This is a genomic window from Caulobacter sp. CCH9-E1 (genome assembly GCF_001556515.1).
Taxonomy (GTDB): Bacteria; Pseudomonadota; Alphaproteobacteria; order Caulobacterales; family Caulobacteraceae; genus Caulobacter.
This window is the reverse complement of sequence record NZ_LSJA01000170.1, coordinates 1-13847: the sequence shown is the minus strand read 5'-3', so window position 1 is coordinate 13847 and position 13847 is coordinate 1. Positions and strand designations below refer to the sequence as shown.

Sequence of the window (13847 nt, the reverse complement as noted above, 5' to 3'; positions counted from 1 at the left end):
CGAGCTCGGCTTAAGCGGCGCTTGCCCCCTCAGTCGCTCCGCGACAGCTCCCCCGCAACGCGGGGGAGCATCTTTTTACCCCTTCAGCGCCTTCGCCACGACCGGCGCCAGGCGCTCGGCGATGATCCTCGCGCCTTCGGCGTTGGGGTGGATGCCGTCGCTCTGCATGTAGCGCGCGACGCCGATCACGCCGGTGAAGAAGTCGGGCGCGTAGAACACCCCCTCCTCGCGGGCCAGCGCCGGATAGACCTCCGTGAAACGGCGGGCGTAGTCGATCCCCAGCAGGGTCGGGGCGCGCATGCCGGCCAGCACCACGCGGACGCCCCGGGCCTTCAGCCGCGTGACGATGGCGCGGAGGTTCTCGCGGGTCCAGGAGGGGTCGGCGCCCTGCAGCAGGTCGTTGCCGCCCAGGGCGACGACACAGACGGCGGTCTCGGGCGGAATGCGCTCGACACGCGACAGCCCCGCCCTGGTCGTGTCGCCGATGGCGCCGAAGCCGAAGACGCGCGCCTGGATCTTCATGGCGTCCAGCGTCCGCTGCAGCCAAGCGGGCAGGGCGCGGTCCTGCGTCAGGCCAAGCCCCGCGGTGATGGAGTCGCCAAGCACCGTAACCAGTGGCGGCGGAAGCGGCGCCTTGCGACGCGCGGCGGCATGGACGGCGCCCGGCGCGGCGAGGGCCAGCAGGCTGCCCAGGACAGCGCGACGGGAGTTGGGAGCGGCGTGGAACTTCTCCATGGATCGAACCGTATGTGTTGCCTGCCAGCATGAAACGCGTTTGGCTTTGAACGCAGGATGAAGGGGAGAGGCGGCCATGCGTCGCAGGGTTCGCGAAATCTTGATCGTCGGCGTCGCCGTGGCGGCCCTATCGGCCTGTGGCCAAAGCGAGTCCCAGACGGGGCCGGTGGGCTATGGCCCCAATCCGGCCCTGCCCGAGCCGCGCAAGAGCCTGATCCCGACCGTTAAGGTTTCGGACGTCGTCGGCTGGCCCTCGGGCGTCACGCCCACGGCGCCGGCGGGCTTCCGCGTGCAGCCGTTCGCCACGGGCCTGGACCATCCTCGCTGGCTGCTGGTCCTGCCCAATGGCGACGTGCTGGTCGCCGAGAGCGCCGCCCCGCCCAAGGCCGAGCCCTCGCACGGGCTGCGCGGCTTCTTCGAGAAGATGCTGATGAAGAAGGCCGGCTCGGTCACGCCCAGCGCCAACCGGATCACCCTGCTGCGCGACGCCAACCGCGACGGCGTGGCCGAGCTGAAGACGCCATTCCTGACCAATCTCTATTCGCCGTTCGGCATGGCCCTGGTCGGCGACACGCTCTACGTCGCCAACGCCGACGCTATCGTCGCCTTCCCGTACAAGGCCGGCGAGACCCAGATCACCGCCGCGCCGCGCAAGGTGACCGACCTGCCGGGCGGGCCGATCAACCACCACTGGACCAAGAATATCATCGCCAGCAAGGACGGCTCCAAGCTCTACGCGACGGTCGGCTCCAACAGCAATGTCGGCGAGAACGGCATGCAGAACGAGGTGGACCGCGCCGCGATCCTCGAGGTCGATCTCGCCACCGGCGCCAAGCGGGTCTTCGCCTCGGGCCTGCGCAATCCTGTCGGCCTGGACTGGAACCCGGCCAATGGCCAGCTGTGGACCGCGGTCAACGAGCGCGACGAACTCGGCAACGACCTGGTGCCCGACTACATGACCTCGGTGCGCGAGAACGGCTTCTATGGCTGGCCCTACAGCTATTTCGGCCGCCACGTGGACAAGCGGGTCCGCGACAGCGATCGCCGCCCCGACCTCGTCGAGCGCGCCATCGTCCCCGACTACGCCCTGGGCGCCCACACCGCCTCGCTGGGCCTGACCTTCTATGAGGGGACAAGCTTCCCGGCCCGCTACAAGGACGGCGTCTTCATCGGCCAGCACGGCTCGTGGAACCGCAAGCCCCAGGCCGGCTACAAGGTGATCTTCGTGCCGTTCGCGGGCGGCAAGCCGGCGGGCCCGGTCGAGGACTTCCTGACCGAGTTCCTCGACAAGGATGGCAAGGCCCAGGGCCGGCCGGTGGGGGTGACGGTGGATACGTCCGGCGCCCTGCTGGTGGCGGACGATGTGGGGAACGCGGTCTGGCGCGTGAGCGCGAAATAAACCCTCTCCCGCCGGGAGAGGGCGGGGCCCGTCGCGAAGCGATGGGAGGGTGAGGGACGCGGAGACAGCAACACGAAGCGGAAACTCAACACCCCTCTCCCCTACCCCTCTCCCAAGGGAGAGGGAGGCGTCTCCACGGAAACTTGCACAACGAGACTAACTAGCCGTAGGCTCCTCCCACAACACGGGAGGAGCCGCCGATGAAACTTGCCAATACCAAGGTGGAACGCCTGCCGCCGGTGCGGACGTCGCTGTCGCCGACCAACCACCCGTACATGACCGGGCCGTGGACGCCGCAGCACGAGGAGGTCAACGCCTGGGACCTGGAGGTGCTGGAGGGCGCGATCCCCACCGATCTGGACGGCGTCTATCTGCGCAACACCGAGAACCCGCTGCACGATCCGCTGGGCCGCTATCACCCGTTCGACGGCGACGGGATGATCCACCAGATCGAGTTCAAGAACGGCCAGGCGACCTATCGCAACCGTTTCGTCCGCACCCGCTGCTTCGAGGCCGAGCAGGAGGTCAACGAAAGCCTGTGGGGCGGGCTGATGGACGGTCCGGGCACGTCCAAGCGCCCGGGCTTCGGGGCCCACGGGTCCCTGAAGGACAGCGCCAGCACCGACATCGTCGTCCACAACGGCGAGGCGATCGCCACCTTCTACCAGTGCGGCGAGGCCTATCGGCTGGATCCGCTGACGCTGGAGACGCTGGGCGTGGCGTCCTGGGCGCCGCTGGACGGCGTCTCGGCCCATCCCAAGGTCGACGAGAACACCGGCGAGCTCTTGTTCTTCAACTACTCGAAGTCCTGGCCGTACATGCACTACGGCGTGGTCGGTCCGGACGGGAAGCGCAGCGTCTATCAGGGCGTGCCGCTGCCTGGCCCGCGCCTGCCGCACGACATGGGCTTCTCCGAGCACTGGGCGATCCTCAATGACTTGCCGGTGTTCTGGGACCAGGAGCTGATGGCCCGCGACATCCACGCCGTGCGCCTGCACAAGGGCCTGCCCAGCCGCTTCGCCCTGGTCCCCCGCCACGGCGGCGAGCCGCGCTGGTTCGAGGCCGAACCGACCTATGTGCTGCATTGGCTGAACGCGTACGAGGACGGCGACGAGGTGGTCCTGGACGGCTACTTCCAGGAAAAGCCGATCCCCCGTCCGCTGGAAGGCGCCCCCGACGGCCACGGCCACTTGATGGCCTATCTCGACGAGCACAGCTTCCTGCCCAAGCTCCACCGCTGGCGCTTCAACCTGAAGACCGGCCAGACGAGCGAGAAGCACCTGGACGACCGGGTGCTCGAGTTCGGGATGTTCAATCAGAAATACGCCGGCAAGCCATACCGCTACGCCTATTCGACCACCGCCAAGCCGGGCTGGTTCCTGTTCAACGGCTTCGTCAAGCATGACCTCGAAACCGGCGAGAGCTGGTCGATCACCCTGCCCGACGGCCGCTACGCCAGCGAGGCGCCGTTCGCGCCCAAGGTCGGCGCCAAGGACGAGGACGACGGCTATCTGGTCAGCTTCATCATCGATGAGAACCGGGGAACGTCCGAGTGCGTGATCGTCGACGCCAAGCGGTTCGAGATCGTCTGCCGCGTGGCCCTGCCCCACAAGCTGAGCAGCGGCACCCACAGCGTCTGGGCGGGGCGGGAGATGCTGCGGGGGTAAGGCTTTGGAAGCGCCCCCTCCGTCTCACGCGCTTAACCGCCCTTTCACCGCCGGCGCGGTAACCATGACACGCCATGCGCCGCGCCCTCCTCGCCCTGCTGATCCTGACGGCCGCCGGTCCGTCGGTGGCCCAGTCCAAGGCGCCGACGTCGGTGCTGCCGTCCCGCGATCCGCCCAAGACCATCCTCGCCCAGCCGTGGGCGCTCGTGCCGCGCCAGCCGGCCGGCGACCTGCATGGCTGCAAGAACATGTGCGCGCGCGTCCGCTATTTCTGCGAGGCGCGCGACGTGGGCTACACCGGCTGCGGCAGCGACTGGGTGCTGTGCAATCGCCAGTGCGCTTCGGCCTACGCCACGACGCCGTTCGGGCGGTAAGCGCGTCGGAGACGACGCTCTTTCCGCAAGGTCCGCTTGCCGGGTCGGATAACGCCGGTACACTCACCTGAACAACGATAAGTCGAGAGGGTGGAATGGCGACCAGGACCCCGGAGGCGCGACTGCCGAAGGCCTGCGTGATCGGCGCGGGCTGCAGCGGCTTCACGACGATCAAGCGGTTGAAGGACTACGGGATCCCATACGACTGCTTCGAGATGTCGGACGATATCGGGGGCACCTGGTACTATAAGAACCCCAACGGCATGTCGGCCTGCTACGACAGCCTGCACATCGATACCTCGAAGTGGCGGCTGGCGTTCGAGGACTTTCCCGTGCCGAAGAACTGGCCGGACTTCCCGCACCACGCGCAGCTGTTCCAGTACTTCAAGGACTATGTCGAGCACTTCGGCCTGCGTCCGACCATCACCTTCAACACCCGGGTCGAGAAGGCCCGTCGCACCCAGGACGGCCTGTGGGCGGTGACGCTGTCGACGGGCGAGACGCGGCTCTATGACGTGCTGTTCGTCTGCAACGGCCATCACTGGGACCCGCGCGTGCCGGAGTATCCGGGCGAGTTCGACGGCCCGGCCTTCCACGCTCATGCCTATTGCGACCCGTTCGATCCCATCGACATGCGCGGCAAGAACGTCGTGGTGGTCGGCATGGGCAATTCGGCGATGGACATCGCCAGCGAGCTCTCGCAGCGCCCGATCGCCAAGAACCTCTGGGTCTCGGCCCGGCGCGGGGTGTGGGTGTTTCCGAAGTACCTGAACGGCAAGCCGGCCGACAAATCGGCCATGCCCGCCTGGATGCCGCGCAAGCTGGGCCTGGCCCTATCGCGCTCGGTGCTGAAGAAAACCATCGGCCGGATGGAAGACTACGGCCTGCCCAAGCCCGACCACGAGCCGCTGGAGGCCCACCCGTCGGTCTCGGGCGAGTTCCTGACCCGCGCGGGCTGCGGCGACATCAAGTTCAAGCCGGCGATCAAGGCGCTGGAGGGCAAGCGCGTGCGCTTCGCCGACGACAGCGTCGAGGACGTTGACGCCATCGTCTTCGCCACCGGCTACAAGATCAGCTTCCCGTTCTTCGACGATCCGGACCTCTTGCCCGACGCCGACCACCGCTTCCCGCTGTTCAAGCGGATGATGAAGCCGGGCATCCCGAACCTCTTCTTCATGGGCCTGGCCCAGCCGCTGCCCACCCTGGTGAACTTCGCCGAGCAGCAGGCCAAGCTGGCGGCCGCCTATCTGGCCGGCCAGTACGCCCCGCCGCCGCGCGCCGAGATGGAGAAGATCATCGCCAAGGACGAGCAGCGCCACACCGGTCACTTCTACGAATCCGCCCGCCACACCATCCAGGTCGACTTCAACGTCTATTGCGCCGACCTGAAGAAGGAGATCGCCAAGGGCGAGGCCCGTGCCCGGAGCGCTGGAGGCAAGCTGCCGGTGGCGGCGCGGGCGGGGGTGAAGGCGGACACGCTGCTGGCCCCCACCTGATCGCTTAGCGATCGTCCGCCCCCTCCGGGGGAGGAGCGCCGTAGGCGCGGAGGGGGCAAGTAAGCTACGCCTTTCCGCGAAAGAGGAGCCCCCCATGCCCAAGATCACCTTCGACAAGGACACCCGCGCCAAGCTGGTCGCCGGCCTCTCGCACTATCTGAAGGAGGAGCTCGATCTGGAGGTGAAGGGCTTCGACGCCGAGTTCCTGCTGGACTTCGTCACCGAGCGGCTGGGGCCCTACTGGTACAACCAGGGCCTCCACGACGCCCAGGCCCTGTACCGCGAGAAGCTCGAAGCGATCAGCGAGGCCGTCTACGACATCGAGCAGCCGGTCAAACCGTTGTGAGAACGCTCTCTATTCCGACTTCCCCGGCGAATGCCGGGGCCCAGATGGAAAAGCGCGTAGGGTGGGTTCTTAGAACTCAGAGCTTTTCCCTCCCACTCAAGCGTCTCAGATCTGGGCCCCGGCATTCGCCGGGGAGGTCGGAGTATTTAAAGTCGAAGCCAAACGCTTGCATCCTACCCCGGACTGGGGCTGTCATCCTGACGGTGCGTCATGATCGCGCCATCTCCGAATCGGACCCCATGTCGAATATCGCCTACTTCCCCAAGCCCCACATCGACCAGCGGCCGGGCAAGCGCGAGCGGACCAAGACCGCCAACCGCCAGGCCATCCTCGATGCGGCGCGCGAGGTGTTCGGCGAGCTGGGCTATGACGCCGCCACGGTGCGCGACATCATCCGCCGCACGGGTTTGGCCTCGGGCACCTTCTACAACTACTACAAGTCCAAGGAGGAGGTGTTCGACGCCTTGGCCGACGACGGCGCCCGCCGCTTCCGGCCCCTGCTGCGCGCCGAATCCGAGAAGGCTCACGATTTCCAGTCGTTCCTGCGCGGGGCGATGCTGGCCTATTTCGACTTCCTGGCGAAGGAGCAGGAGAGCTGGCACGTCAATCGTACGCCCGGCGAGCCCGTGCCGCACGCCCGCTCGACGCCCGAGCTGGCCGCCGTGTTCGACGAGGTCCGCGAGGCCTTCGCCCGGGTGCTGGCCCACGACAACGCCCCGCCAGTGGACCTGGACTACCTGACCTCGGCCTGCATCGCCATCGCCCGCGAGCTGGGCGACAAGATGCTGGAGCGACGGCCGGTCGATACGGCCGGGGCCGCGGACTTCGCCGTCAAGCTGATCCTGGGCGGCGTACCCGCCCTGCCAAAGGCGTAGGTCGCATGAACATCTACGCCTCCTCATCATCGTGTCATCCCGGAAGCCTCGAAGAGGCTATCCGGGACCCAGGGGGTGACGGAGCGCTGTACGCGCCGCCCCTGGGTCCCGGCTCTACGCTACGCTTCGGCCGGGATGACACGGCGTTTTTGCCCTTGGGCTGAGATTCTAAAAACAAGAAATAGAGAGGGGGAAACATGGCCTCGGACGCCGCCCAGAAAGCCATACTGAAGCTGATCCTGTCGTTGCCCAGCCCGATCCTGCGGGCCATGTCGGGCGGCGGCGTGGTCTATAAGGGCGGCCGGACGCTCGACCCCCGCTTCCAGTTCTTCGCCCACGCGGCCAAGAAACTGCCGCCGATGTCCAGCCTGACGCCGGCCGAGGCCGTGGCCGGCAGCGCCCGGGGCCTGGCCGCCGTCCAGGGACCGCTGGAGCCTGGCGTGCGCACCGAGAGCCTGTCGGTCGAAGGCCCCAACGGTCCGATCCCCTGCCGCGCCTACCGCCCGGAAGCCCAAGACGTTCACGCCCCGCTGATCGTCTACGCCCACATGGGCGGCGGGGTGATCGGCGACCTCGACACCTGCCACGCCTTCTGCTCGATCCTGGCCAGGATCGTCCGCACGGCGGTGATCTCGGTCGACTACCGCCTGGCGCCCGAGCACAAGTTCCCGGCGGGCCTCGAGGACGTGCTGGCCGCCTATCGCTGGGCGCGCGACAACACCGCCCGGTTCGGCGCTTCGGCGGCCCCGCCGGCGATTGGCGGCGACAGCATGGGCGGCAACTTCTCGGCCATCGTCGCCCAGGAGATGAAGCGCAAGGGCGAGCCGCAGCCCTCGGCCCAGATCCTGATCTATCCGGCCGTGGACGTGGCCAGCGAGACGCCGTCCATGACCACCTTTGGCGACGCCTATCCGCTGACCCGCGAGACCATGGAATGGTTCATGGGCCACTATATGGGCCCCGACGCCGACCCCGCCGATCCGCGCCTGTCGCCGGACCGCACGGAGGACCTCTCGGGCCTGGCCCCCGCCGTGATCGCCACCGCCGGCTTCGACCCCCTGACCGACCAGGGCGAGGCCTACGCCAAGCGCCTGCAGGCCGCGGGCGTGCCGGTGCGCTATCGCCGCTACGACAGCCTGGCCCACGCCTTCACCGCCTTCACCGGCGCCATCCCGGCGGCCGACGCGGCGTGTCGGGAGATCGCCAGCCTGGTGCGCGAGACGTTCGAGGCGGGGGCGTAAGCCAAACACCCGATCTCCCCGGCGAACGCCGGGGCCCAGATCGAACCCGCGAGCGCCCGACGTTTGGACAAGGCGTATCTCGGATCATCTCAGACCGCTCAGGCTGAATCTGGGCCCCGGCATTCGCCGGGGAGATCGGATTAAAGGAGAGAGCGTGAGTTCAATCCCACCCACCATGCGCGCCCTTGTCGTCGAGGCGCTAGCGCCCGACTTCGGCGGCTGCGCGGTGCGCGAGATCCCGACGCCGAGACCAGGCCCCGGCGAGGTTCTGGTCCGCGTCCGCGCGGCCAGCGTGAACTTCCCGGACCTGCTGATGACGCGCGGCGAGTACCAGTTCAAACCGCCCCTGCCCTTCACGCCGGGCCTGGACCTGGCGGGCGAGGTCGCGGCGCTGGGCGAGGGCGTGACGAGCCTGGCGGTCGGCGAAGCCGTCGTCGGCGGCGCGCGGCTGGGCGGCTTCGCCGAATACGCCGTGCTGTCGGCGAACGCCCTCAAGCCCAAGCCCGAGCGCCTGTCCTTCGCCGAGGGCGCCGCCTATGGCGCGGCTTATCTCACCGCCTATGTCGCCCTGGTCCGCCGCGCGCGACTGGAGCCCGGCGAGTGGGTGCTGGTCCACGGCGCGGCCGGCGGCGTCGGCCTAGCGGCGGTCGACATGGCCAAGGCGCTGGGCGCGCGGGTCATCGCGACCTCGGCCTCGGACGACAAGTTGGCCCGGGTCCAGGCGCTGTACGACCCCGACGCCGTGGTCAATGTGACGGGCGGCTTCCGCGATCGGGTGAAAGCGATCACCGGCGGTCACGGGGCGGACGTGATCTATGACCCCGTGGGCGGCGACGTCTTCGACGAGAGCGTCCGCTGCGTCGCTTTCGACGGCCGCCTGCTGGTGATCGGCTTCGCCTCGGGGCGGATTCCGACCGTCTCGGTCAATATGCCGCTGATCAAGGGCTTCTCGGTGATGGGCGTGCGGGCGGGCGAATACGGCCGCCAGTTCCCCGACAAGGGCCGCGAGAACAGCGAGGCCGTGTGGGCGCTGGCCAACGAGGGCCGCATTCGGCCGCATGTGCATGCGGAGCTCCCGCTGGACCGCTGGCGCGAGGCGTTCGACCTGCTGGCCCAGCGCAAGGTGGTGGGCAAGGCGGTGATTGAGCCGTAAGCCCAATTCCTCCGATCTCCCCGGCATTCGCCGGGGAAATCGGGTATTGGATGGCGAGCGGGTTGGGAAACTAACCCCCTGAACCGACTCAGGTTGACATCCCGCGCCCGTTCTTTTATCCACCGCCCCTCACTCGCGAGGCCCCAGGCTTCGCGTCCAACGTTTTGCATTTCGGAGCCACGTCGTGAAGCGCACCTTCCAGCCGTCGAAGCTCGTGCGTGCCCGCCGTCACGGCTACCGCGCGCGTATGGCCACCAAGAATGGCCAAAAGGTCGTCGCGCGTCGCCGCGCCAAGGGCCGCAAGCGCCTGACCGCCTAATTGCTCTTCCTCCTTCGGGAGGCGAGATCATGATCAAAGCCGCCTTTTCCACAGACCTGGATTCAGGTTCTCGCCGGAAAGGCGGCTTTTTTCATGCCTGATGTCTTGACTGAGACTCCGCTCAGGTTCGAACGCCTGCGCAAGCGCGCCGACTTCCTGCTGGCGGCCAAGGCCCCGGCCCTGTCGCGCGGCGCGGTGTTCATCCAGATGCGCAAGCGTCCCGACGAAGACCCGGTGGTCCGCGTCGGCTTCACCGCCACCAAGAAGATCGGCGGCGCCGTCGAGCGCAACCGCGCCAAGCGCCGGCTGCGGGAGGCCGCGCGGCTGGTCCTGCCCCTTCATGCGCGCCCTTCGCATGACTATGTCTTCATCGCACGCGGCGGTACGGGCTCGCGCGAATGGGGACGTTTGCTTGACGACGTCAAAACCGCGCTGATAAGCCTCGCCGCCGAGCATGATGGCGTGAGAAGCAAGGTCTCGCGGTCATCGTCGGGCGATCCGTCTTCCCTCGCCTCTTCCCAACAACCCGATCACACAGTTTCCGGTTAAGCGCTCCATGCAGAACGACAACAAAAACACGATGGCGTTCCTCGCCATCGCGTTCGCGATCCTGATCGGGTACCAGTTCTTCATCCTGGGTCCGCAGCAGAAGCAGGCCGAGGCCGAGATGCGCGCCAAGAAGGCCGCGCAGCAGCAGACGGCCGCCCAGGCCGGCGTGCCGCTGGACGCCAATGGCAACCCCGCCCCGCTGCGCCTCTCGCGCGACGCCGCCAAGGCCCAGAGCCCGCGCATCGTGGTCGACACCCCAGCGCTGTCGGGCTCGATCGCGCTGAAGGGCGGCCGCATCGACGACCTCTTCCTGCGCAAGTACGCCGAGACGACCGCCAAGAACTCGCCGCCGGTCGAGCTGTTCCGCCCCGAGGGCGCCGAGCACGCCTGGTTCGCCGATTTCGGCTGGGCCGGCGCCAACCTGCCGGGCCTGCCCGACAGCCGCACCGTCTGGACCGCCGCCCCGGGCCAGGTGCTGCGTCCCAATTCGCCGGTCACCCTGACCTATGACAACGGCATGGGCCTGACCTTCACCCGCGTCATCGCGGTCGACGACCAGGCGATGTTCACCGTCACCGACAGCGTCAAGAACAACGGGACCGCGGCCTTCCAGCTGGCCCCCTACGCGACCGTCCAGCGCCAGGGCATCACCGACCACCTTGGCAAGACCCAGATCGTCCACGAAGGCGCCATCGGCGTCCTGGGCTCGGGCAAGGACCAGAAGCTGGAACTGGCCAAGTACCAGAAGTGGAAGAAGGACAAGCCGCTCACGACCTTCGACTCGGTCGGCGGCTGGGCCGGGATCACCGACAAGTACTGGCTGGCGGCGCTGATCCCCGGCCAGACCGAGGCCATCAAGGCCCAGTACCGCGTGACCAACGTGGGCGGCGTCGACGTCTACGATGTCAACTTCGTCGGCCCGACCCAGGCCCTGAACCCGGGCGCGACCCTGACCCAGAACACCCGCCTGTTCGCCGGCGCCAAGACCGTGCCGCTGCTGCGCAAGTATCAGTACGGCGGCGCCAAGCCGCCGGCGTGGTGGGAATTCTGGAGCAACGCCAAGGCCGAGATCCCGCGCTTCGACTGGGCCGTGGACTGGGGCATGTTCTCCATGTTCACCCGCCCGATCTTCAACGTGCTGGAGATCTTCTACAAAATGGTCGGCAACTTCGGCCTGGCCATCCTGGCGCTGACCGTCCTGCTCAAGCTCATCCTCTATCCGATGGCGGACAAGAGCTACGAGTCGATGGCGAAGATGAAGAAGATCGCCCCCGAAGTCGAAAAGCTGAAGACCAAGCACAAGGACGATCCGGCCAAGCAGCAGCAGGAGATGATGGCGCTGTATCAGAAGGAGAAGATCAACCCGATGATGGGCTGTCTTCCGATGCTGATCCAGATCCCGGTGTTCTACGCCCTGTACAAGGTTCTGACCGTCACCATCGAAATGCGCCACGCGCCGTTCTTCGGCTGGATTCAGGACCTGTCGGCCCGCGACCCGTCGACGATCTTCACGCTGTTCGGCCTGATCCACTGGAACCCGGCGACCGCCCCGCTGATTGGCGGGTTCCTGGACGGCCCGCTGCACATCGGCGTCTGGCCGCTGCTGTACGGCTTCACCATGTGGCTGACCACGGCGATGAACCCGCCGGCCGGCGACCCCATCCAGCAGCGCATCTTCCAGCTGTTCCCGATCATCTTCACCTTCACCCTGTCGCAATTCGCGGTGGGCCTGGTGATCTACTGGTGCTGGAGCAACGTCCTGACCATCGTCCAGCAGTACGTGATGATGCGCCGCTACAAGGTCGAGAACCCGATCGACCGGATCATCGCGCGCCTGCAGGGCAAGCACGTTAGCGCAACCTGATGAGCGAGGATCCGATCTTCACGGATGAAGAGATCGAGCGGGCGCGGGTGTTCTTCGCCCAGCCGGTCTCGTTCATCATGGGCGCGGTGCGCATGGACGCGATGCCGTCCGCCGACCTGCCGGAAGTGGCCTTCGCCGGCCGCTCCAACGTCGGCAAGTCCAGCCTGATCAACGGCCTGGTGAACCAGAAGTACCTGGCCCGCGCCTCGAACGAGCCGGGCCGCACGCGCGAGATCAACTTCTTCCTGCTGGCCGAGCAGCTGCGCCTGGTGGACCTGCCCGGCTACGGCTTCGCGCGGGTTTCCCGCTCGATCGCCGACAAGTTCCAGGACCTGGGCCGCGCCTATCTGCGCGGCCGCGCGAACCTCAAGCGCGTCTATGTGCTGATCGACGCCCGCCATGGCCTGAAGAAGGTCGATCTCGAGGCGCTGGACGCCCTGGACGAGGCCGCGGTCTCCTACCAGATCGTCCTGACCAAGGCCGACAAGATCAAGCCGGCCGAGGTCGACAAGGTCGTCGCCGAGACTCTGAAGGCTATCGCCAAGCGCCCCGCGGCCTTCCCGCGCGTGCTGGCCACCTCGTCCGAAAAGGGCCTGGGCCTGCCGGACCTGCGCGCCGAGATCGTCCGGGTCTGCATCGACGAGTAGCCGACAGCCCCAACGCTCTAACGGTTGTCATCCCGGAAGCCTCGCGGAGGCTATCCGGGATCCAGGAGCCAGCGCACCACGATCGCCCCTGGGTCCCAGCTCTCCGCTACGCTACGGCCGGGATGACACTCTATTGACAGTCTTCAACAGCCCTACCGTCCCCCGTTAACCTTGCGCTAGGGTTCTGTCGCCAGAACCCCCGCCTCCCCGTTTTCCAGAAAAGTCCGCCCGCCATGCATCGCCACGAACTGAAGACCTGGCCCAAGTACTTCGCCGCCGTCCGCTCGGGCACGAAGCGGTTCGAGATCCGCCGCAATGATCGCGAGTTCAAGGTCGGCGACATCCTGGTGCTGCGCGAGTTCGATCCCTCGACCGACACCTATACCGGCCAGTTCGAGGAGCGGCAGATCACCTTCCTGCTGTCGGAAGAGGACTATGGCGGCGTCATCCACGGCTTCGTCGCCATCGGCTTCGGCGACGTCGCCCCGCATCCGGACGCGGCCGACGACCTGACGCCCGAGGCCCTGGCCGACTGGCACGAGACCCAGGCCTCGAACGCCGCCCTGCGCGCCCAGGAGGCCCGCAAGGTCTCGGAGAGCTACGCCGAGAGCAACATGGGCGTGGCCCGCGACCGCCACGCGGCCGTGGCCGACTCCGCCGAGGCCGAAGCCGGCTTCCACGCCGCGGCGGCGCGGATCGTTCGCAAGGGGTGATTTGAGGGAAGTTCCTCCCCCGCCTGCGGGGGAGGTGGTCCAGAGGGCCGGAGGGGGCTAGCTGGACGCTCGCCGCGTTCGCCCCCTCAGTCGCGGACGCGACAGCTCCCCCGTATCACGGGGGAGCATCTTAATCCTAAGCCGCTTCGCTGATCTGCGCCGGGAACACGTCGTCCATGCGCAGGTAGCTGATCAGTCGGTTCTCGATCGAGATGATCGCCTGGAGGTAGCGCAGCTCCTCGCCAACGTCCGGGGCCGGCTGCAGGCTGTCGCGCGGCACGGTGAAGGTCTCCGACACCGCGTCCACCAGGATGCCGGCCAGGCGGTCCTGGCACTCGACCACCACGATGACGTGGCGGGTCTCGGGGATGGTGACGCCCAGGCCGAGGCGGTTGCGCAGGTCGATGACCGGCATGATCGCGCCGCGAAGGTTGATGACGCCGCGCAGATAGGCCGGGGCGTGGGGGAT

At 67.5% G+C, this 13847-nt stretch carries 14 protein-coding genes and 1 pseudogene; 13 read left to right on the top strand and 2 right to left on the bottom strand.

Features of this window, described 5'->3' with window-relative positions:
- Nucleotides 1-75: 75 nt before the first annotated feature.
- Nucleotides 76-735: an arylesterase gene (locus tag AX690_RS10620; protein WP_066683595.1), complete on the bottom strand. Its 660-nt coding sequence runs from the start codon at nt 733-735 to the stop codon at nt 76-78.
- Between the two features lie 76 nt (nt 736-811).
- Between AX690_RS10620 and AX690_RS10615 the strand changes: the two genes are divergently transcribed.
- The 13 genes and pseudogenes from AX690_RS10615 to AX690_RS10555 all read left to right on the top strand — a co-directional run bounded on the left by AX690_RS10615 (nt 812) and on the right by AX690_RS10555 (nt 13378).
- The gene (locus AX690_RS10615) at nt 812-2134 is read left to right on the top strand and encodes a sorbosone dehydrogenase family protein (protein ID WP_066683594.1); all 1323 of its coding nucleotides are present in this window, start codon (nt 812-814) and stop codon (nt 2132-2134) included.
- Between the two features lie 200 nt (nt 2135-2334).
- Nucleotides 2335-3801 (top strand): carotenoid oxygenase family protein, encoded by a 1467-nt coding sequence (locus tag AX690_RS10610; RefSeq protein WP_066683593.1) that lies wholly within the window; start codon nt 2335-2337, stop codon nt 3799-3801.
- A gap of 74 nt (nt 3802-3875) precedes the next feature.
- Nucleotides 3876-4175 (top strand): hypothetical protein, encoded by a 300-nt coding sequence (locus tag AX690_RS10605; RefSeq protein WP_066683592.1) that lies wholly within the window; start codon nt 3876-3878, stop codon nt 4173-4175.
- Between the two features lie 95 nt (nt 4176-4270).
- Entirely contained in the window at nt 4271-5671 is a 1401-nt protein-coding gene (locus AX690_RS10600; RefSeq protein ID WP_066683590.1) for an NAD(P)/FAD-dependent oxidoreductase, read from the top strand.
- 94 nt (nt 5672-5765) lie between these two features.
- Entirely contained in the window at nt 5766-6017 is a 252-nt protein-coding gene (locus AX690_RS10595; protein ID WP_066683588.1) for a DUF2164 domain-containing protein, read from the top strand.
- Between the two features lie 239 nt (nt 6018-6256).
- Entirely contained in the window at nt 6257-6892 is a 636-nt protein-coding gene (locus AX690_RS10590) for a TetR/AcrR family transcriptional regulator (RefSeq protein WP_066683586.1), read from the top strand.
- A 100-nt stretch (nt 6893-6992) separates the two neighbouring features.
- Nucleotides 6993-8133 (top strand): annotated as a pseudogene (locus AX690_RS10585) (alpha/beta hydrolase); the annotation flags it as partial.
- 175 nt (nt 8134-8308) lie between these two features.
- Nucleotides 8309-9286 carry an NADPH:quinone oxidoreductase family protein gene (locus AX690_RS10580; protein ID WP_066683583.1) on the top strand — a complete coding sequence of 326 codons (978 nt, stop codon included), beginning with the start codon at nt 8309-8311 and terminating at the stop codon, nt 9284-9286.
- A gap of 184 nt (nt 9287-9470) precedes the next feature.
- The gene (gene rpmH / locus AX690_RS10575) at nt 9471-9605 is read left to right on the top strand and encodes a 50S ribosomal protein L34 (RefSeq protein WP_004622337.1); all 135 of its coding nucleotides are present in this window, start codon (nt 9471-9473) and stop codon (nt 9603-9605) included.
- A gap of 93 nt (nt 9606-9698) precedes the next feature.
- The gene (gene rnpA, locus AX690_RS10570) at nt 9699-10154 is read left to right on the top strand and encodes a ribonuclease P protein component (protein ID WP_156449629.1); all 456 of its coding nucleotides are present in this window, start codon (nt 9699-9701) and stop codon (nt 10152-10154) included.
- Between the two features lie 7 nt (nt 10155-10161).
- Nucleotides 10162-12018 (top strand): membrane protein insertase YidC, encoded by a 1857-nt coding sequence (gene yidC / locus AX690_RS10565; protein WP_066683582.1) that lies wholly within the window; start codon nt 10162-10164, stop codon nt 12016-12018.
- Nucleotides 12018-12665 carry a ribosome biogenesis GTP-binding protein YihA/YsxC gene (gene yihA / locus AX690_RS10560; RefSeq protein ID WP_082769608.1) on the top strand — a complete coding sequence of 216 codons (648 nt, stop codon included), beginning with the start codon at nt 12018-12020 and terminating at the stop codon, nt 12663-12665. Before yidC ends, yihA begins: the two co-directional genes overlap by 1 nt.
- A gap of 233 nt (nt 12666-12898) precedes the next feature.
- Nucleotides 12899-13378 (top strand): ASCH/PUA domain-containing protein, encoded by a 480-nt coding sequence (locus AX690_RS10555; protein ID WP_066683580.1) that lies wholly within the window; start codon nt 12899-12901, stop codon nt 13376-13378.
- Between the two features lie 136 nt (nt 13379-13514).
- Here AX690_RS10555 and AX690_RS10550 read toward each other — a convergent pair.
- A partial coding sequence (locus AX690_RS10550) for a chemotaxis protein CheW (RefSeq protein ID WP_066730364.1) occupies nt 13515-13847 on the bottom strand: 333 nt, incomplete at its 5' end.